We start from the raw sequence: 17,598 nt of genomic DNA, 5'->3' as shown, positions 1-17,598 counted from the left end.
CGAATACATGGCCAAGATCGTTGTGACCGGCGGCGCTGCGCTGCACGGTGAAGTGAGCATCTCCGGCGCGAAGAACGCCGTCCTCCCCATTCTCTGCGCGACCCTGCTGGCCGATGAGCCGGTGGAGATCACCAATGTGCCGCACCTGCACGACGTGGTCACCACGGTGAAGCTGCTGGGCGAACTGGGCGCCAAGGTCACCATCGACCAGGGCACGCTGTCGCGCGGCAGCGCGATCGTGGTCGACCCGCGTTCGGTCAACCAGCACGTGGCACCGTATGAGCTGGTCAAGACCATGCGCGCCTCGATCCTGGTGCTGGGCCCGCTGCTGGCCCGCTTCGGTGCGGCCGAAGTGTCGCTGCCCGGCGGCTGCGCGATCGGCTCGCGTCCGGTCGACCAGCACATCAAGGGCCTGCAGGCGCTGGGTGCCGAGATCGTGGTCGAGAACGGCTTCATCAAGGCCACCGCCAAGCGCCTGAAGGGTGGCCACTTCACCTTCGACATGGTCAGCGTCACCGGTACCGAGAACGTGCTGATGGCAGCGGTGCTGGCCGAAGGCACCACCATCCTCGACAACGCGGCGATGGAACCGGAAGTGACCGACCTGGCGCACTGCCTGATCGCACTGGGCGCGAAGATCGAAGGCCTGGGCACCGCCCGCCTGGTCATCGAAGGCGTCGAGCGCCTGTCCGGTGGCCGCCACGAAGTGCTGCCCGACCGCATCGAGACCGGTACCTTCCTGGTGGCCGCGGCGATGACCGGCGGCAAGGTCACGGTCAACCGTGCGCGCCCGAACACCATGGACGCCGTGCTGTCCAAGCTGGTCGAAGCGGGTGCGACGATCGAGACCACCGAAGACACCATTACCCTGGACATGCAGGGCAAGCGGCCGAAGGCGGTCAACCTGACCACCGCGCCGTACCCGGCGTTCCCGACCGACATGCAGGCGCAGTTCATGGCGCTCAACTGCGTGGCCGATGGCGTCGGCGTGATCAACGAAACGATCTTCGAGAACCGTTTCATGCACGTCAACGAACTGCTGCGCCTGGGTGCGGACATCCAGGTCGAAGGGCATACCGCCATCGTGCGTGGCAATGAACACCTGAGCGGTGCACCGGTGATGGCCACCGACCTGCGTGCGTCGGCCTCGCTGATCCTGGCCGGGCTGATGGCCAGCGGCGAAACCACCATCGACCGCATCTACCACCTTGATCGTGGCTACGAGAACATCGAAGAGAAGTTGTCTTCGCTCGGCGCCACCATCCGGCGCGTGCCATGATCCTGCGCGGCAAATTCAGCCCGCGTCGCAAGGCGCTGCTGGCGCTGGTGCTGATCGTGCTGGCGTGGCTGGGCTATGCCTGGTACGCCAACCTTGCCATCACCCAGGGCATCGAGCAGAAGGACATGGACTGGAACGGCGACGGCACGGTCTCGCGCGATGAGATCATCCAGTCGTTCTATGCGGTGTCGGTGAACGACAGCCAGGACAGCAACCGTCATTGCCGCACCTTCATCTGGCGCAGCAGCGGCGAGCAGATCCGCGTGGACTGCCGCACCGAGTTCAAGGCGGCCGAAGAGAAACCGGCCGAAGCGAAGAAATAAGAGAACGCCCGCGCAAGCGGGCGTTTTTTTGGGATACACCCATCCACGCATGGCGTGGATCTACTGGAACGTGAAGTAGATCCACGCCATGCGTGGATGACGTGGATCTCCGATCAGTTCATCGCCCTGATGGTCAGGTCCAGCGCATCGCGGCCGCCCTCACGCTGCAGCATGCGCGCCGGTACCGGGAACTCCGGCACGATCCAGGCGATCAGCTCCTTGTTGCCGTCGGCGCGCGAAACCTTGGTGGCTTCATAGCTCTTGCCGCCCACGGTGATCGACTCCTTGCCGATCACGCGGTAGGTCATGTTCTTGATGCGGCCTTCGTCGACCATGCGATAGGTCAGCGGCTTGCCGGCGGCGAGGTCACGGGCGATCGCCAGGTTGATCAGCAGCGCGTCCATGTCGCCCGCCTTCAACGCGATCGGCCCTGCGCGGTCCGGCTTGATGTCGCCGGTCCAGGTGGCCTGGTTGCTGGTCCAGTTGTAGTTGGCCTGCACGTTGCGCTTCTTCACCAGCAGCGCCGAACGGTCCTGGCTGCTGAGCGGGCGCAGCTGGCCGCGCACTTCCTCGAACACCGTGCTCTGGCTGAGGTCGGCCAGCTGGTTCTTCACCTGCAGGCTGTAGCGCCATTTGTTGGCCCCTTCGCTGGCCAGGGTCATGGTGCCGTTGGCCTGCATGCCCATGTAGCTGGCCAGGTAATCGGCCTTGAACGGTTCCAGCGCCATGGCTGGCAGGCTGGCCACAGTCAGCGCGGCCGCTGCGATCCAGGTGAGGGGGCGGGTCAGGGTGTTCATGCTCAGACTCCTTGGTATTCGATCAGGCGCAGATCGACGCGATCTTCGCCGTCTTCGCGTTGCAGGATGCGCACCGGGGTGGGGACACCGTTGGCGATCCAGAGAATGGTTTCGTTTCTGCCACCGTTGGTCCGGTAGACCCGCAGTGCGTTGTAGGACAGGTCGCCGACCTCGACGTTTTCGGTCTGCGCCGCGGCCTGGTAGTCGTGTTCGCGGACCTTGCCCATGTCCACGTAGCGATAGTGCATTGCGGCGCCGGGGCGGGCATCGCGCATGATCGCCAGGTTGATCAGCAGCGCACTCTGGTCGCCCGCCTGCAGCGGAATCGGCTGCGCACGTTCCTTCTTGACGTCACCGGTCCACTGCGCGGTGCCGGCCTGCCAGTTGTAGGTGCCCACGGCCTTCTTGCCAAGGAACAGGCCCTTGCGCACGGTGCTCTGGCTCAGCGGCGCATAGATGCCACTGCGCTCCTCGAACACCGTGCTCTGCTCGATGTTCAGGCCGAGCACGCTGGCGAAGCCGCGGCGGCCGACCACCTGCATGTCGACCCGCCACTGGCTGCCGCCGGTATGGGTGACCTGCATGCTGGCATCGCCGGCCTCCTTGCCCTTGTAGAAGGCCTGGTAGGTGGCGCTGAACGGCTGCAGCGGCGGCGGCTCCCACGCCAGCGCCGCCGGCATGGGTACGGCCGGTTCAGCCGGCGGCTGTACGACGGGCACCGGTGCAGGCGAAGCGGCAGGTGCCTGCGCCTGGCCCCTGCCCACGGCGGGAAGCACGGCAAGCGACAGCAGCAATGAAGTGGACAGCAGCGTCGTGGTCTTCATGGAGGACAGGGACCGCAGGGGGGAGCAGGATGCCAGCCCCGCAGTCAGCAGGGCGTGTGCACGGGGACTACCGGTTCAGGTTCCCGGCGGAATCTAGGGCCAACGGGCTAAACAGGGGGTGACCGTCGAGCCAGGGCTGTCCTTCCCGTTCAGCCAGGCGGCCGCCACACAGCAACTGCAGCGTGGCGATCAACAGTGAGTGCTCCACCGCCAGCACGCGCGCGGCCAGGCGGTGCGGGTCATCGCCAGGCAGCACCGGCACCCGCACCTGGGCCAGCACTGCGCCCGCGTCCAGCTCGGGCACGACCAGATGCACGCTGGCACCGTGCTCGGCGTCGCCGGCCTCCAATGCCCGCGCATGCGTGTCCAGGCCCTTGTGCAGTGGCAGCAGCGACGGATGGATGTTGACCAGGCGGCCATTGAAGCGCTGCACGAAGGCCGCGCCGAGGATGCGCATGTAGCCGGCGCAGACGATCCAGTCCGGCTGTACTGCGGCAAGCGCATCGCCGAGCGCCTGCTCGTAGCTGGCGCGGTCGCTGAATTCTTTCGGTGCATGCGCCCAGCGCAGGCTCGGTGCGACGCGCTGCAGGGCCTCCGCGGCGGGGCGGTCGGAAAACACGCCGACTACCTCGGCGGGCAGGCGGCCGTCGGCAATGGCATCGAGGATGGCCTGCAGGTTGCTGCCACGACCGGAGGCGAGCACGGCAATGCGGGTGGGCGCGGTCACGGCTGGGTGCTCCGGCGGATCAGCGGCCAGACCAGTAGGCTGCCGAGGGTGGCCATCAGCATGTCGGCGTGCGCGTCCCACATGTCGCCCTGCTGCCCGTTGTAGGCCTCGGCGGCATCGGGCGACAGGGCAAGCGCGATGGCCCACTCGAACCATTCGTAGACCAGGCTGGCACACATCACCGTCATCACAGCCAGGGTGAAGGCCTGGCCCAGGCGCAGCGCAGGCCACGCATGACGGGCCAGCTGCAGCAGCGCGGGGGTGAAGCAGACACCGAACAGGAAGTGGATCAGGCGGTCGAAATGATTGCGCTGCCAGCCGAAGGCCGCATTCGGCGACCAGCCGGTCAGCGTCTGCGCCCAGGCGTCGTAGGGCACGTTGGAATACAGCCAGCGCGCAGCCACGCAGTGCAGGGCGATGAAGCCGCAGATGGCGATGAAGGCGCCGTTGCCCAGCCAGCCGCCGCGACGGTCGACCCACAGCAGCGCGGCCAGCCCGATCACGGTCAGGGTGCTGTGCAGGGCCTGCTCGGTGGGCCACAGCGGGTGGATCCAGCTGATCGCGAACACCGCCAGCACGGCGGCAAAGGCCAGCTTCTTGGGGGCCGAGAAACGGGAGGCGGTGGGCGAAGCGATCGTCGGGAGGGCAGGCGCGGACATGGGAAATCGATCAGAAAAGGACGGGGCGTCTGCCGGCAGGTTCAGACACTGAGGTGGTCGCCGCGGTCGAACAGCGCGGCCATTCCAGGCTTGGACAGGAACACCCAGGCATAGGCGGCCAAGGCCATGCCCAGCGGGCCGGCCAGCACACCCAGCCAGGCCGCGCGCTGGCACCAGCCCAACCCGGTGCGATGCGACAGCTGGCGCGCGGTGTACAACTGCACGATCCCCAGTACGGCTGCCAGCACGGCGATTGACGCATAGACCGTAGTCAGCATCCAGGCATCGTCCAGCCCGCGGGACTGGGCCACCCAGCCGCTGAGACCGAGGAAGGCCACCGTGGCGACCCAGTGGAAGCCGGCCAACGCGTAGAACAGCACGGTCAGCGTCTGCAGGTGGCTGGCCAACTGCAACTGCGCCAGGGCCTGATGCGGCAGCGGTGGCGGATTGCCGGGGGCGGTCATGCGGTCGCGGCAGGAAGGTCGAAGGCGGCCTTGACCTGCGGGCGCACCAGGGTGATCAGGCTGAACACCCCCAGCGCGGTGCCGATCGGCGCGAACAGGCAGGCCAGGCCGGCCACGATCAGGCACAGCAGGTAGCGGCGGCGCCGGGTCAGGCAGCGGCCGGCGTAGGCCACGAACGCGCCCAGGGTCACGCCACCGAACACGATGACGCAGCCGACGATGGTGAACATCCAGCCGAACAGGCGCTCCTCGGCCGGCGACGACGGCTGGCCGCCGGAATTCAGCGGCAGGTTGCCGGTGAGCGCGGTGATGCCCAGCACGATGTGGATGATGAAGATCAGCGAGAACAGTGCGATCAGGGCGCCGACCACGTAGTGCGCGATGGCCAGCATGCGCAGGTGGTCGGCATCCTGCGCGCTGAACACCGGTACCGTCGCCAGCGGCGGCGGCACGGGGGCGGGTGACAAGGGGGGCGTTGCGTCCATGCGGGCTCCTGGGTTGCCGGGATCAGCCGATGTGGACGCGCTCGGCGCCTTCGGCGGTGACCACCTGGCCGATGGTCCAGTGCTCCAGGCCCTGCGCCTTGACCGCATCGGACACTGCAGCCACCTGGTCCGCTGCGACGATCAGCACGAAACCGATGCCGCAGTTGAAGGTGCGCCACATTTCGCTGTCGGCCACCGCGCCTTCCTTCTGCAGCCACTGGAACACCGGCGGCAGGGTCCAGGACGAGGCCTGGATGTCGAGGCCGAGGCCTTCGGGCACCACGCGGATGATGTTCTCGGTCAGGCCGCCACCGGTGATGTGGGCCATGCCGTGGATGGCCTCGCCGTGCGACTTCAGCAGCGACAGGATCGGCTTGACGTACAGGCGGGTCGGCGCCATCAGCGCATCGACCAGCTTCACGCCGCCTTCCAGTTCCAGCTCGGCCGGGCGGCCGGCACGGTCGTAGATCCGGCGCACCAGCGAGTAGCCGTTGGAGTGCGGGCCGGACGAGGCGATGCCGATCAGCACGTCACCGGCCGTCACCTTGGCGCCGTCCTTCAGCTCGCTCTTCTCGACCGCGGCCACCGTGAAACCGGCCAGGTCGTACTCGCCCGGGGCGTACATGTCGGGCATTTCAGCGGTTTCGCCGCCGATCAGCGCGCAGCCGGCCTCGGTGCAGCCGTTGGCGATGCCGCCCACGACCGCCGCAGCGGTGTCGATGTCCAGCTTGCCGGTGGCGAAGTAGTCCAGGAAGAACAGCGGCTCGGCGCCCTGCACCAGCACGTCGTTCACGCACATGGCGACCAGGTCGATGCCGATCGTATCGTGGCGGTTCAGCTGGTGGGCCAGCTTCAGCTTGGTGCCCACACCGTCGGTGCCCGACACCAGCACCGGCTCGCGGTACTTGTTGGACAGGTCGAACAAGGCGCCGAAGCCACCCAGGCCGCCCATCACTTCCGGGCGGAAGCTGCGCTTGACCAGGGGCTTGATCCGCTCGACCAGCTCGTTGCCGGCGTCGATGTCGACACCCGCATCACGGTAGGTGAGGGGGGAAGGGGCGGAAGACGGGCTGTTGGTCACGGGCGTCGGCGCTGGCAGGGGTTGAACGGGCGATTTTAACAGGCCGCATTGGCGCAAAGGCCGTATTCGGGCAACAATTCCCCCGGATACGTCGAGCCAATGGATGTCCTGATGCGCCGCAGCCTGATTTTGACCCTGCTCCTTGCGCTGAGCCTGCCGGTGGCCACGATGGCCCAGAGCGGCCTTCGCACCGAGGGTGATGTCGCCACCGCCAGTGGTGCGTACGAGGCCGAAGTGCCCGTCAACAGCCAAGCCGAAGCCGATCGCAACGGCGCCCTGGCCCGCGCGTTGAGCGTTGTACTGGGCAAATTGTCCGGCGATCGCAGCGTGATGTCGCGCCCGGGCGTGGCGCAGGCGTTGCGCAATGCCAAGGATTACGTGGCCAGCTACGACTACAAGCAGGACCAGAGCGTGGGCGCTGGCGGTGCCCCGAGCTTCCGGACCCTGCTGGTGGCCCGCTTCCGCGAGGATGACGTTGATTCGCTGGTGTCGGCACTGGGCCTGCCGCTGTGGCCGCAGCCGCGGCCGAAGCCGGTACTGTGGCTGGCCGTCGACGATGGCAGCGGCCCGCGACTGGTCAGCGTGCAGCAGGCCAACGCCGCGCGCCCCTTGCTGAACCGCGCCATCGAGCGCGGTTACAAGCTGGGCCTGCCCACGGGCGGCGCCGCCGAACAGGCCCTGGCCGGTGCCATCTGGCGCCAGGACAGCGCCGCCGTGGCCCGCGCTTCCTCGCGCTACTCGCCGCCGATGCAGCTGATCGGCAAGCTGTACCGCGCCAACGGTGGCTGGCAGGCAGACTGGGTGTTCGTCGACAACGGCCGTGAGCTGAACAAGTGGACCAGCAAGGACGCCAACGCCATGCGCGCGATGGCAGCCGGTGCCGATGGTGCCGCCGATGCGCTGGTCAAGCGCTATGCCAAGGCCGGCGCGGCCGTCGGCCAGGCCGGAACCTACCGGGTGCTGGTCACCGGCATCAACAGCGCCGATGACTACCTGCGCCTGGCCGCCGGACTGCGCGAGGTGCCGGTGGTGCGCAACGTCACCCCGCTGCACGCCTCGGCCGGCCAGCTGGAGCTGAGCCTGGAGATGACCACCGGCCTGGCCGGCTTCAACCGCATGCTGGGCGACAACGGCGTGCTGGTGCCGAGCGCACCGCTGCCGGCCCTGCCGACGCCGATCGACGACACCACCGGCGCCCCTGTGGCCGCACCGGTCAGCAACGAGTACCGACTGCGATGATCCTGTCCCCGGAAGCTGAGATCGCGCAGTTCCTGCGCCGGCTGAAGTACATCCTGTTCGCCGGCCTGATCGGCTGGATCGTCTGGCTGCTGGCACCGATCCTGACCCCGTTCGTGCTGGCGCTGGCACTGGCCTGGCTGGGTGACCCGCTGGTGGACCGCATCGAGGCCACCGGCCGCTCGCGCATGACCGGCGTGGTGCTGGTGTTCGCGGCGATGGTGCTGGTGATCGTGGCGCTGCTGCTGGTGCTGGTGCCGATGATCGAGCGCCAGATCACCACCCTGATCGCGGTCGCGCCGCAGGCACAGGCGTGGTTGATGGAAAAGGGCATCCCCTGGTTCGAGCAGAAGACTGGCCTGGAAGTGATGCAGTGGATGGATCCGGACCGCCTGATTGAATGGGTGCGCAGCCACTGGCAGCAGGCCGGCGGCTTTGCCACCACGTTCATGGGCTACGTCTCGCGCTCGGGTTTTGCGATGGTGACCTGGGTGGTCAACATCCTGCTGCTGCCGATCCTGGCGTTCTACTTCCTGCGTGACTGGGACAAACTGGTCGAGCGTGTCGCGTCGGTGATTCCGCGCAACCAGATCGGTACCATCAGCGCGTTGGCGCGTGAGTCCAACGAGGTGCTGGGCGCGTTCATCCGAGGCCAGTTCCTGGTGATGCTGGCACTGGGCGTGATCTATGCCGGCGGCCTGTCGCTGGTCGGCCTCAAGCTGGGCCTGCTGATCGGCCTGATTGCCGGCCTGATCAGCTTCATTCCCTACCTGGGCGCAACCACCGGCATCCTGATGGCGATCGTGGCCGCATTGGTGCAGGCGCAGGGCTTCGACCTGAAGCTGCTGATACTGGTCGGTGTGGTGTTCACCGTGGGCCAGCTGCTGGAGAGCTATGTACTGACGCCGCGTATCGTCGGCGACAAGATCGGCCTGCATCCAGTGGCGGTGATCTTCGCAGTGATGGCCGGTGGCCAGCTGTTCGGCTTCCTCGGCATGCTGCTGGCGCTGCCGGTGGCGGCGGTGACCAATGTGCTGCTGCGCTATGCGCACCAGCGCTACCGTCAGAGCGAGCTGTACGTGGGTGAGAAGCCGGCGATCGTGCTTGATGGCGTGGTCGACCAGCCCCATATCATCCTCCCGACCGACAAGGGCCCCGACCTGAAGTGATGGGTGTGCCGCAACTGCCGCTGGCCCTGCATTACCCGCGGGACCAGCGCCTGGAGACCTTCATCGGCGCGCCGGATGGTGCGCTGGCGCAGCTGCGTGCGATCGCGGTCGGCGCCAGCCATGACTGGATCTACCTGGAAGGCGCGGCGGGCACCGGTAAAACCCATCAGGCGCTGGCGATGTGCTCCAGTGCCGAGCAGGCCGGGCGGCTGCCGACCTACGTGCCGCTGGCCAGTGCCGCCGGCCGCGTGCGTGCGGCACTGGATGGGCTGGAGGTGCGCGAACTGGTGGCACTGGACGGCCTGGATGAGATCGCAGGCAATCGCGAAGACGAGATCGCGCTGTTCGATTTCCACAACCGTGCGCGCGCTGCGGGCGTGACCGTGCTGTACACGGCGCAGAAGGCGCCGGGCGAACTGGGCCTGGTGCTGCCGGACCTGCGTTCGCGGCTGGGCCAGTGCGTGCGTGTGCTGCTGCAGCCGCTGGACGAGGAGGGGCGTGCAGCGGTGCTGCGCGAACGCGCGCTGCGCCGTGGCCTGGCGATCGACGAGGCGTCCATCGAGTGGCTGCTGTCGCACACCGGGCGCGAGCTGGGTGGGTTGATCACGCTGCTGGATTGGCTGGATCGCGAGTCGCTGGCGGCGAAGCGGCGGATCACCGTGCCGTTCCTGCGCCAGGTGCTGGAAGAAGGCCGGCCTCGTTACTGAGGGATGTTGTTCGGCAGGGCTGCGCCCTGCACCCGCAGAAGCCGAAGCAACGTCAACGTCAACGTCAACGTCAAAAGCTGGCTTCCTGAGGGGATGCGGGGCGCTGTGGGCTTGCGGGGCCGCCGTAAACCCGTCCATGGGGGCTTGGTCGCCGCATCCATGCGGCTCACACCCCGCAAGCCCACAGCACCCCGCCTTCGACAGTTGGCCGGTGGCCCTGAGATTCGACCTTGAATCTGATGTGCTCCGCTCTTGGTAGGTGTCGACCTTGGTCGACACACACGAGCGAGCGCAGCGAAGCGATCCGCTTTTGATTTTCTTTTTCTTTTTCGTGGCTGGACGCGCACGGAAATTGTCCGTGGCCGGGCGGGATGGGTTGCGCAGGGGCGTGAGCCGCATGGATGCGGCGACCGAGCTTACAGGGGTGAGGGCGCTTTGCTTGCGAAGCATTGCTTCGCAAGCGACCGAACGCACAGCCGCTAGCGGCTGGGCCGGGCCCCGGAGGGGTACTTGCAGCGTTCCCTGCGCAGCCCATCCGACCGGCCAAGCACGGCTTTGCAGTCGAGCAAGTTCGACTCTACCGACCACGCATCCAGCCACGAGGGGCTCAGCCGTTCGCCGCCAACTCAACGTCCAGAGCGCGCAGGCGATCCACGGTCCCCACATCGGTCCAGCGCCCGCGATGGTGCTGACCGGTCATCAACCCCTGCGCCATGAAATGCTTCTGCAGCGGCACCACCGAGAACTTCGGCGGCAGCCGCTCGCTGCCCGGTGCATCGCCGATCACCGCGCGCCAGTCGGCTACGATCGAAGGACGGTACACGCCGATGCCGGCATAGGTCAGGCACGGCCCTTCGCGGTCGTGGTGCAGTAGCCCCTGCGCATCCATGCGGTAGTCACCGTTCGGGTGTTGCGCCGGATTGTCGACCAGCACCAGGTGCGCCTGGCCCTGCGGTTCGCGGGGCAGCGTGGCGAAATCGAAGTCAGTCCAGATGTCGCCGTTCACCACCAGGAACGGGGCGTCGCCCAGCACCGGCAACGCGTTGAGGATGCCGCCGCCGGTTTCCAGCGGGGTCTGCCCTTCGTACATGAAATGCAGGCGCTGGCGCCATTGGCTGCCATCGCCCAGCGTCGCAGGGAACTGCTCGGCGAGCCATGCGGTGTTGATCACCACCTCGCGCACGCCGAGTGCGGCCAGGCGTTCCAGGTGCCAGACGATCAGCGGTTTGCCGGCCACGTCCAGCAGTGGCTTGGGCGTGTGCAGGGTCAGCGGGCGCATGCGCTCGCCGAGGCCAGCAGCAAAGATCAGTGCCTTCATCGAGCCACGCGCATCGGTGCGGCCAGCTCGGCCAGCGCTGGCTTGATGCGGTCCTCCAGCAGCTGCTGCAGTGGTGCCAGTTCCCGGTAGCGCGGCAGCACTTCATCCAGGTAGCCGATGAAGCGCGGCGCGTCGTCGAGGTAATGGCCCTTGTTGTCGCGATAGCGCAGGCGGCAGAACAGACCAAGGATCTTCACGTGGCGCTGGATGCCCATCCAGTCGGCATCGCGCAGGAAGGTGGCGCGGTCGGGCACCGGCAGGCCGGCGTCGCGGGCACGCTCGTGGTACTGCGCCAGCCACTCGTCCACACGCTGCAGCGGCCAGCTCAGGAACGCGTCCTTGAACAGGCTCACTGCGTCGTAGGCGATCGGACCACGCACCAGATCCTGGAAATCCAGCACTGCAGGGCCTTCGTCGACCGGCATCAGGTTGCGCGGCATGTAATCGCGGTGGGTCATCAACTGCGCCTGGCCCAGCGCGTTGTCCATCAACCGGCGATGCACCAGCTGCAGCCCTTCGAGCTCACCGCAGTCCAGTTCCAGTTGCAGGTGGCGCTGCAGGAACCACTCGTCGAACAGGCCGGCATCACGCTGCAGCAGCGCTTCGCCGAACTGGCCGAAGTCGGCGGGTACCGGAATCGCCTGCAGGCGCAGCAGCTGTTCGATCGCGCGGCCGAACCATTCATCGGCATTGCGCTCGTCGAGGATCTTCGCCAGCGTCGGGCCGCCGAGGTCTTCCAGCAACAGGAAACCGGCATCCAGATCCTGCGCCAGCAGCGCGGGCACGCGCAGGCCATGGTCGTGCAGCAGGCCGCGCATGCGCAGCCAGGGGCGTGGATCTTCCAGCCCGGGAGGCGCGTCCATCACGATGTGGCTGCCGCGCGTACTGATGGTGCGCCAGTAACTGCGCATGCCGGCGTCGACCGAGGCGCGCTCGACCACGGCATTGCCATCGTCGAGCCGGGTGCGGGCCCACTGCAGGCGCTGCGCGCTGCGCTGGGGATCGGAGGCGGGTTCGGTCATGCAGGCATATCCGGGCGCGCCGGGCGCGCCAACGTCGGGAACAGGAAGGGAAGGGCGGTCAGGCTCAGCGACGACCGCTGAACAGGCGCAGGATGGCCAGCACAACGACCGCGCCGAGCACCGCGCCGAGGAAACCGGCCGGCTCGCCGGGGGCATTCCAGCCCATGTACTGGCCAAACCAACCGGCCAGCAGCGCACCGAGGATGCCCAGCACGACGGTCAGCAGGCAGCCCATGCGGTTGTTGCCGGGCATGAAGAAGCGCCCGAGCAGGCCGACGAAGAAGCCGACCAGGATGATGTAAAGCCAGCTGCTGCTGCCGAACAGACCATTCATGCGCGCGATTTCCACCAAGGGTGGACGCAGCCTAGCAAGGCCAGGCTGCGTCCGTCACGGTGTGCCGTAATCAGCAGCAGCCGTGGTCGCCGTGGCGGGTGCCACTGTCAGCAGCCACCGGCGAACCACTGGTCTCGCCACGCAGGCTGGCCGCGTAGTGCTCGCTGATCACCTTGGACACGCAGGACGTGACCTTCTTGCCCATCGGGATGTGCAGGAACTCGTTCGGGCCATGCGCGTTGGAATGCGGACCGAGCACGCCGGTGATCATGAACTGTGCACCCGGGAACTTCTCGCCGAGCATGCCCATGAACGGGATCGAGCCGCCTTCGCCCATGTACATCGCCGGCTTGCCGAAGAAGGTCTGGCTGGCATCGTCGATCGCCTTGGTCAGCCACGGCGCCATCGCCGGTGCATTCCAGCCGGTGGAGGCCTTTTCCAGGTCCAGGGTGACCTGCGCGCCGTTCGGCGGGTCGCGCAGCAGGGCGTCCTTCAGAAGTTCGCCACAGGTCTTGCCATCGGCGGTCGGCGGCAGGCGCAGCGACAGCTTCACCGAGGTCTGCGGGCGCAGCACGTTACCGGCCGATTCCAGTGCCGGCATGCCACCCACACCGGTGACCGACAGCGCCGGGCGCCAAGTGCGGTTGAGCACCAGCTCGGTCAGGTCCTCGTTCATCGGGCGCAGGCCGTCGACCATCGGGAACTTCTCGAAGATCTCGGTATCGACCACTTCAGCGGCACGCTTGGCCTGCGCCTGACGCTCGGCCGGGATCTCCACGTTCATGCCGTCGATCAGAATACGGCCGGTGTCCTGGTCCTCGATGCGCGAGAGCAGCTGGCGCAGCAGGCGGAAGCTGGACGGCACCACGCCGGAGGCATCGCCGGAGTGCACGCCTTCGTTGAGCACCTTCACGGTGAAGTTGCCGCCGGTCAGGCCGCGCAGCGAGGTGGTGCACCACAGCTGGTCGTAGTTGGCGCAGCCCGAATCCAGGCACACCACCAGCGACGGCTTGCCGATGCGGTCGGCCAGATGGTCGACGTAGGCCGGCAGGTCGTAGCTGCCGGACTCTTCACAGGCTTCGATCAGCACCACGCAGCGGGCGTGTGGCAGGCCCTGGGCCTGCAGCGCCAGCACCGCGGCCAGCGAGCCGAAGATGGCGTAGCCGTCGTCGGCGCCGCCGCGGCCATACAGCTTGTCGCCGCGCAGGACCGGGGTCCACGGGCCCAGGTCGTCGTCCCAGCCGGTCATTTCCGGCTGCTTGTCCAGATGGCCGTAGAGCAGGATGGTGTCGTCGCCGGTTTCGGCGCCGGTGGCCGGAATTTCCAGCAGAATCAGCGGGGTACGGCCTTCCAGACGGACCACCTCGACCTTCAGGCCGGGCAGCTGCTGGGCCTTGGCCCAGTTCTCCATCAAGGTGACCGCCTGTTCCATGTAGCCGTTCTGCACCCAATTGGCGTCGAACATCGGCGACTTGTTGGGAATGCGGATGTAGTCGACCAACTGCGGGACGATTTCGCTGTCCCACTTGTCATTGACGAATTGGCCGAGCTTGGCGCTGTCCATCTGAAACTCCGGTTGCATGGTCTGATCCAGCCATTCTACGCCTGTGCCTCGGGTAGGGTTTTTCCTACATCACGTCGGGTATTTGGCTGGCTTTTAGAAATCCAGGAAACCGATAGGCTGTGTGCATGTGGTGACGGACACTGTTCCTACCGACGGGATTGCCGGTCGGGACGGCCAGAATCACAAGGAGATACACGTTGTGCCTTGGTATGTCGTGTTGAGGGCACTGGTGCTGGTCATGGGGATCGCTGGGGCGCATGCCGCCGAACCGATCGACATCAACCGCGCCGATGCCCAGGCGCTGCAGCAGGGATTGACGATGGTCGGAGCCGCCAAGGCCGAGGCAATCGTCGAGCACCGGCGCAGACACGGCCCGTTTCATCGCGTCGAGGACCTGACGCAGGTGAAGGGGATAGGGAAAGCAATCGTCGAACGGAATCGACAGCGGATCACCGTAGGCAACAGGTTGTTGCCGGCGGATCCGGTACCCGGATCGGTACCGGTGCGAACCGTACCCAGGCGCTGACAGCAGGAATCGTCGGAACCGGCAGGAGGCTGGTTCACCGGACACGGACAGGACGTCCGTGACCACCGACCGCCGCAGGATGCGGCACCAATCACCAGGATGGTGGCATCACAGACCTGTGGAAGGGGCTGAGATACAAACAGGACAGACGCGGCCGCGTGCAGGATGCAACGCTTCCCCCACAGCGCAGGATGCGAGGGGGCGGCAGCAGGCCGACAAGGACGTAACGATTGCCCGGTACGACACATGGCTGTGTCGCCGGGCAGTTTCATTTCCGGCGCCTGGTTTTGCCGCGGCCACCACGTGCCGATGGTGTACGGTGGCCGCTCCGCATGGAAAGGACACCCGCTGGATGCTTCTGCACCGCCCCACGACCCTGATGCTCGCCCTTGCACTGGCCCTGCCGCTGCTGGCCCACGCCGCTGCGCCGACGCCGGCTGCCAAGCCTGCAGCTGCCGCAGCCAGCACCGCCGAAGTGCGTGGACCGACCGACCTCAAGCCGGGCGAATACCTGTGGCATCCGGAAATCTCGCCGACCGGCCCGATCGTGCTGGTGGTCAGCCTCGATGAGCAGCGCGCCTACGTGTACCGCAACGGTATCGCCATCGGCCTGACCACCATCAGCTCGGGCAAGGCCGGGCACGAGACGCCGACCGGTGTGTTCACCATCCTGCAGAAGGACAAGGACCACAAGTCCAACCTCTACAACAGCGCGCCGATGCCGTACATGCAGCGGCTGACCTGGGACGGCATCGCCCTGCATGGCGGCAGCCTGCCCGGGCATCCGGCCTCGCACGGCTGCGTGCGCCTGCCGCAGGCCTTCGCGCAGAAACTGTTCAGCGAAACCCAGCGCGGCGATACCGTGGTCGTGGCCGATGCCAAGAGCTCACCGATGACCCTGGCCTATCCGTCGGTGCTGGCGCCGGTGAACGCGCGCGGCCAGGCCCTGCCGGAGACCGAGGGCGGGGCGCCGGCGCAGGCCTGGTGGGACGATGCCGCGGCCCCGGCCGGGCAGGTCGGCATCCTGGTCAGCCTGCACGACCAGCGCCTGTACGTGCTGCGCGATGGCGTGATGATCGGCGAGTCGCCGCTGAAGGCCGACGCCCTGCCTGCGTTCCAGGGCACTACGCTGTTCGTGATGGGGCAGGGATACAGCGATACCCCCAGCCCGCTGGACGTGAACCAGCGCCTGCACCAGTGGACCGCCTATCCGCTGCTGGGCCAGGACCGGGCCCAGGCCACACCGGACCTGCTGGCCACGCCTTCGTTGCCGATGGCGCTACCGGCCGACTTCGCCCGCCAGCTCTACCAGGTCCTGGTGCCGGGCACGACCCTGCTGGTGACCTCGCTGCCGGCAGTCCGCCCAAGCCCGGCTGAATCCGGAATGCAGCCGGTCTTGGAATCCGAGCCGCCAGGGTCCACCCTCAAAGGCAACTGAGTCCCCTCGTTGTGCCCATGACTGCATCCCGCCTGTGCCGGCTGGCCGCGTTCGGCCTGCTGGCGACCTCGGCCAGCGCCCCGGCGCTGGCACAGACGCCCGCCCTTGCCACCAGCGCCGATGACCTGGCTGCCCTGCTGTCGCGCAGTGCGCCCAAGGCCGACCGCCACGTCTTGCAGCTGGCGGCGCACGCCATGCGCTGTGCGCTGCAGCGGCCGGAACTGGGCATCAATGGTGATCGGCTCAGCGTGATTGATTACTCGCGGCCATCCACCGAGCCCAGGCTGTGGGTGTTCGACCTGGCCCACCAGCGCCTGCTGTTCGAGGAGTGGGTGGCGCATGGCCGCAACAGTGGCGAGAACCGCACCGAGCACTTCTCCAACCGTGATGGCAGCTTCATGTCCAGTCTCGGCGCGTTCACCGCGCAGGAGACCTACATGGGTGGCAATGGGTATTCGCTGCGCCTGGCCGGGCTGGAACCGGGCTTCAACGACCGCGCGCGTGACCGAGCGATCGTCATCCACGGTGCGCCGTACGTGAACCCGGCTACCGCGCAGCTGCAGGGGCGGCTGGGCCGCAGCCTGGGTTGCCCGGCGGTGCGGCTGTCGGTGGCCAAGCCGCTGATCGATGCGTTGCGTGGTGGCACGATGGTGTTCGCCTATTACCCCGACCAGGAATGGCTGAAGCACTCGCAGCTGCTGGCCGGCGGGTGCGGTGGCCAGAGCACACTCGCTACGCGGTGATGCACGACGGCGCGCGGCATGATGCAATGCGCCGATGAACATCGACTCCCTGCTGCACACTCCAAGCCAGGTCATTTCCAGCCTGGACTATCGCCGCGAGCGCTGGCGCAACGGCCTGGGCTGGACCCGCGAGATCCTGCGCCTGCCCGCGCAGGGCGATGACTGGGCGCTGCGCCTGTCGGTGGCCGAGATCGAGCAGGACGCCGCGTTCTCCGCCTTCCCCGGCGTGGAGCGCGAACTGGTACTGCTGCAGGGCAATGGCGTGCGCCTGCGCTTTGAGGATGGCCGCGTGGCCGAGGTGCTGCCGCCACACGGACGGGTGCGGTTTGCTGGTGAGGAGGCACTGCACGGCGAGCTGGTCGATGGCACCACCCACGACTTCAACCTGATGTGGAAGCGTGAATGGCTGCAGGCTGAACTGCTGCACCGGCCGCTGGTGGGCGCCATGTTCTTCTTCTGCGAACCGGGCGTGGCCTGGGCGCTGCATCTGCTGGCCGGTCAGGCGGAGTTCGGTGCCGACAGCGGCCTGCCGGCGCTGCAGGCGGGCGATACCGCGTGGTTGGCGGCCGGCGAACGTCAGCGGCACGCGTTGCAGGGCGGTGGCGAGTTGTTGGCGATACGGGTCAGTGCGGCGGGGGAATGATTCCTGGGCGCCGGTGGGCGCTATCCACGCATGGCGTGGATCTACTGCAAAGCGGTTGCCACCATGCCTGGACACGCCATTCGGTAGATCCACGCCATGCGTGGATGCGGCCACCGACACCGCGTCATGGTGCGAACCAAGGTTCGCACCCACCAGAAAGCGGTTCGCACCCGCCGAATCCGTCCTGTAGATCCACGCCATGCGTGGATGCGGCCACCGACGCCGCGTCACAGTGCGGACCAAGGTTCGCACCCACCAG

Annotated in this window: 20 protein-coding genes; 9 read left to right on the top strand and 11 right to left on the bottom strand. The window is 67.2% G+C overall.

The window, feature by feature from the left end:
- Positions 1 to 7: 7 nt before the first annotated feature.
- Complete coding sequence (gene murA, locus ABR323_RS00270) at positions 8 to 1,279, top strand: UDP-N-acetylglucosamine 1-carboxyvinyltransferase (RefSeq protein WP_439447809.1); 1,272 nt, start codon at positions 8 to 10, stop codon at positions 1,277 to 1,279.
- Positions 1,276 to 1,602, top strand: a complete 327-nt coding sequence (locus ABR323_RS00265) for an EF-hand domain-containing protein (RefSeq protein ID WP_439447808.1) — start codon at positions 1,276 to 1,278, stop codon at positions 1,600 to 1,602. The genes murA and ABR323_RS00265 overlap by 4 nt, the downstream gene beginning before the upstream one ends.
- Positions 1,603 to 1,715: 113 nt before the next feature.
- Here the strand turns inward: ABR323_RS00265 and ABR323_RS00260 are convergent, their stop codons facing one another.
- The 7 genes from ABR323_RS00260 to purM all read right to left on the bottom strand — a co-directional run bounded on the left by ABR323_RS00260 (position 1,716) and on the right by purM (position 6,639).
- Positions 1,716 to 2,399, bottom strand: coding sequence for a DUF3108 domain-containing protein (locus ABR323_RS00260; protein WP_439447807.1), 684 nt, complete (start codon positions 2,397 to 2,399; stop codon positions 1,716 to 1,718).
- A gap of 2 nt (positions 2,400 to 2,401) precedes the next feature.
- On the bottom strand, positions 2,402 to 3,223 hold the full coding sequence (locus ABR323_RS00255) for a DUF3108 domain-containing protein (protein ID WP_439447806.1): 822 nt from the start codon (positions 3,221 to 3,223) through the stop codon (positions 2,402 to 2,404).
- 67 nt (positions 3,224 to 3,290) lie between these two features.
- Positions 3,291 to 3,950, bottom strand: a complete 660-nt coding sequence (purN, locus tag ABR323_RS00250; protein WP_439447805.1) for a phosphoribosylglycinamide formyltransferase — start codon at positions 3,948 to 3,950, stop codon at positions 3,291 to 3,293.
- Positions 3,947 to 4,609, bottom strand: coding sequence for a DUF2238 domain-containing protein (locus tag ABR323_RS00245; protein ID WP_439447804.1), 663 nt, complete (start codon positions 4,607 to 4,609; stop codon positions 3,947 to 3,949). The genes purN and ABR323_RS00245 overlap by 4 nt, the downstream gene beginning before the upstream one ends.
- A gap of 41 nt (positions 4,610 to 4,650) precedes the next feature.
- Positions 4,651 to 5,073 (bottom strand): hypothetical protein, encoded by a 423-nt coding sequence (locus tag ABR323_RS00240; protein ID WP_135272608.1) that lies wholly within the window; start codon positions 5,071 to 5,073, stop codon positions 4,651 to 4,653.
- Positions 5,070 to 5,558 carry a hypothetical protein gene (locus ABR323_RS00235; RefSeq protein WP_126930498.1) on the bottom strand — a complete coding sequence of 163 codons (489 nt, stop codon included), beginning with the start codon at positions 5,556 to 5,558 and terminating at the stop codon, positions 5,070 to 5,072. The genes ABR323_RS00240 and ABR323_RS00235 overlap by 4 nt, the downstream gene beginning before the upstream one ends.
- A 22-nt stretch (positions 5,559 to 5,580) precedes the next feature.
- Positions 5,581 to 6,639 carry a phosphoribosylformylglycinamidine cyclo-ligase gene (purM, locus tag ABR323_RS00230; RefSeq protein ID WP_135272610.1) on the bottom strand — a complete coding sequence of 353 codons (1,059 nt, stop codon included), beginning with the start codon at positions 6,637 to 6,639 and terminating at the stop codon, positions 5,581 to 5,583.
- Positions 6,640 to 6,738: 99 nt separating this feature from the next.
- Between purM and ABR323_RS00225 the strand changes: the two genes are divergently transcribed.
- From ABR323_RS00225 to hda, 3 genes are read left to right on the top strand one after another with little or no spacing between them, the layout of a single operon-like run.
- Positions 6,739 to 7,878 carry a DUF2066 domain-containing protein gene (locus tag ABR323_RS00225; RefSeq protein ID WP_439447803.1) on the top strand — a complete coding sequence of 380 codons (1,140 nt, stop codon included), beginning with the start codon at positions 6,739 to 6,741 and terminating at the stop codon, positions 7,876 to 7,878.
- Positions 7,875 to 9,044, top strand: coding sequence for an AI-2E family transporter (locus ABR323_RS00220; protein ID WP_135272612.1), 1,170 nt, complete (start codon positions 7,875 to 7,877; stop codon positions 9,042 to 9,044). The genes ABR323_RS00225 and ABR323_RS00220 overlap by 4 nt, the downstream gene beginning before the upstream one ends.
- Positions 9,044 to 9,751 carry a DnaA regulatory inactivator Hda gene (hda, locus tag ABR323_RS00215; protein ID WP_439447802.1) on the top strand — a complete coding sequence of 236 codons (708 nt, stop codon included), beginning with the start codon at positions 9,044 to 9,046 and terminating at the stop codon, positions 9,749 to 9,751. The genes ABR323_RS00220 and hda overlap by 1 nt, the downstream gene beginning before the upstream one ends.
- A 607-nt stretch (positions 9,752 to 10,358) precedes the next feature.
- On the opposite strand, the gene murU is transcribed toward hda, so the two are convergent.
- From murU to ABR323_RS00195, 4 genes are all read right to left on the bottom strand, one after another.
- Positions 10,359 to 11,069 carry an N-acetylmuramate alpha-1-phosphate uridylyltransferase MurU gene (murU, locus tag ABR323_RS00210; RefSeq protein WP_439447801.1) on the bottom strand — a complete coding sequence of 237 codons (711 nt, stop codon included), beginning with the start codon at positions 11,067 to 11,069 and terminating at the stop codon, positions 10,359 to 10,361.
- Positions 11,066 to 12,091, bottom strand: coding sequence for an aminoglycoside phosphotransferase family protein (locus ABR323_RS00205; protein WP_439447800.1), 1,026 nt, complete (start codon positions 12,089 to 12,091; stop codon positions 11,066 to 11,068). The genes murU and ABR323_RS00205 overlap by 4 nt, the downstream gene beginning before the upstream one ends.
- Before the next feature lie 64 nt (positions 12,092 to 12,155).
- Positions 12,156 to 12,425 carry a GlsB/YeaQ/YmgE family stress response membrane protein gene (locus tag ABR323_RS00200; RefSeq protein WP_439447799.1) on the bottom strand — a complete coding sequence of 90 codons (270 nt, stop codon included), beginning with the start codon at positions 12,423 to 12,425 and terminating at the stop codon, positions 12,156 to 12,158.
- 70 nt (positions 12,426 to 12,495) lie between these two features.
- Positions 12,496 to 13,989 carry a M20 family metallopeptidase gene (locus tag ABR323_RS00195; protein WP_135272822.1) on the bottom strand — a complete coding sequence of 498 codons (1,494 nt, stop codon included), beginning with the start codon at positions 13,987 to 13,989 and terminating at the stop codon, positions 12,496 to 12,498.
- 199 nt (positions 13,990 to 14,188) lie between these two features.
- Here ABR323_RS00195 and ABR323_RS00190 point away from each other — a divergent pair, with 199 nt between their 5' ends.
- The 4 genes from ABR323_RS00190 to ABR323_RS00175 all read left to right on the top strand — a co-directional run bounded on the left by ABR323_RS00190 (position 14,189) and on the right by ABR323_RS00175 (position 17,339).
- Positions 14,189 to 14,515, top strand: coding sequence for a ComEA family DNA-binding protein (locus ABR323_RS00190; RefSeq protein WP_439447798.1), 327 nt, complete (start codon positions 14,189 to 14,191; stop codon positions 14,513 to 14,515).
- A gap of 352 nt (positions 14,516 to 14,867) precedes the next feature.
- Entirely contained in the window at positions 14,868 to 15,953 is a 1,086-nt protein-coding gene (locus ABR323_RS00185) for a L,D-transpeptidase (RefSeq protein WP_439447797.1), read from the top strand.
- Positions 15,954 to 15,970: 17 nt separating this feature from the next.
- Complete coding sequence (locus ABR323_RS00180) at positions 15,971 to 16,696, top strand: murein L,D-transpeptidase catalytic domain family protein (RefSeq protein ID WP_439447796.1); 726 nt, start codon at positions 15,971 to 15,973, stop codon at positions 16,694 to 16,696.
- Positions 16,697 to 16,730: 34 nt separating this feature from the next.
- Positions 16,731 to 17,339 (top strand): HutD/Ves family protein, encoded by a 609-nt coding sequence (locus tag ABR323_RS00175; RefSeq protein ID WP_439447795.1) that lies wholly within the window; start codon positions 16,731 to 16,733, stop codon positions 17,337 to 17,339.
- The last annotated feature ends 259 nt before the right edge of the window (positions 17,340 to 17,598 follow it).

It is taken from the genome of Stenotrophomonas sp. ATs4, from assembly GCF_051861585.1.
GTDB lineage: Bacteria > Pseudomonadota > Gammaproteobacteria > Xanthomonadales > Xanthomonadaceae > Stenotrophomonas > Stenotrophomonas maltophilia_AS.
The sequence above is the reverse complement of the archived record's forward strand: the minus strand, read 5'-3'. Positions and strand labels throughout refer to the sequence as shown.

What these genes read in the sequence shown, in the direction of transcription:
- murA (WP_439447809.1), top strand. Translation starts at nt 8, where the DNA reads ATGGCCAAGATCGTTGTGACCGGCGGCGCTGCGCTGCACGGTGAAGTG.
- ABR323_RS00265 (WP_439447808.1), top strand. Translation starts at nt 1,276, where the DNA reads ATGATCCTGCGCGGCAAATTCAGCCCGCGTCGCAAGGCGCTGCTGGCG.
- ABR323_RS00260 (WP_439447807.1), bottom strand. Translation starts at nt 2,399, where the DNA reads ATGAACACCCTGACCCGCCCCCTCACCTGGATCGCAGCGGCCGCGCTG.
- ABR323_RS00255 (WP_439447806.1), bottom strand. Translation starts at nt 3,223, where the DNA reads ATGAAGACCACGACGCTGCTGTCCACTTCATTGCTGCTGTCGCTTGCC.
- ABR323_RS00245 (WP_439447804.1), bottom strand. Translation starts at nt 4,609, where the DNA reads ATGTCCGCGCCTGCCCTCCCGACGATCGCTTCGCCCACCGCCTCCCGT.
- ABR323_RS00240 (WP_135272608.1), bottom strand. Translation starts at nt 5,073, where the DNA reads ATGACCGCCCCCGGCAATCCGCCACCGCTGCCGCATCAGGCCCTGGCG.
- ABR323_RS00235 (WP_126930498.1), bottom strand. Translation starts at nt 5,558, where the DNA reads ATGGACGCAACGCCCCCCTTGTCACCCGCCCCCGTGCCGCCGCCGCTG.
- ABR323_RS00225 (WP_439447803.1), top strand. Translation starts at nt 6,739, where the DNA reads ATGGATGTCCTGATGCGCCGCAGCCTGATTTTGACCCTGCTCCTTGCG.
- ABR323_RS00220 (WP_135272612.1), top strand. Translation starts at nt 7,875, where the DNA reads ATGATCCTGTCCCCGGAAGCTGAGATCGCGCAGTTCCTGCGCCGGCTG.
- hda (WP_439447802.1), top strand. Translation starts at nt 9,044, where the DNA reads ATGGGTGTGCCGCAACTGCCGCTGGCCCTGCATTACCCGCGGGACCAG.
- murU (WP_439447801.1), bottom strand. Translation starts at nt 11,069, where the DNA reads ATGAAGGCACTGATCTTTGCTGCTGGCCTCGGCGAGCGCATGCGCCCG.
- ABR323_RS00205 (WP_439447800.1), bottom strand. Translation starts at nt 12,091, where the DNA reads ATGACCGAACCCGCCTCCGATCCCCAGCGCAGCGCGCAGCGCCTGCAG.
- ABR323_RS00200 (WP_439447799.1), bottom strand. Translation starts at nt 12,425, where the DNA reads ATGAATGGTCTGTTCGGCAGCAGCAGCTGGCTTTACATCATCCTGGTC.
- ABR323_RS00195 (WP_135272822.1), bottom strand. Translation starts at nt 13,989, where the DNA reads ATGGACAGCGCCAAGCTCGGCCAATTCGTCAATGACAAGTGGGACAGC.
- ABR323_RS00185 (WP_439447797.1), top strand. Translation starts at nt 14,868, where the DNA reads ATGCTTCTGCACCGCCCCACGACCCTGATGCTCGCCCTTGCACTGGCC.
- ABR323_RS00180 (WP_439447796.1), top strand. Translation starts at nt 15,971, where the DNA reads ATGACTGCATCCCGCCTGTGCCGGCTGGCCGCGTTCGGCCTGCTGGCG.
- ABR323_RS00175 (WP_439447795.1), top strand. Translation starts at nt 16,731, where the DNA reads ATGAACATCGACTCCCTGCTGCACACTCCAAGCCAGGTCATTTCCAGC.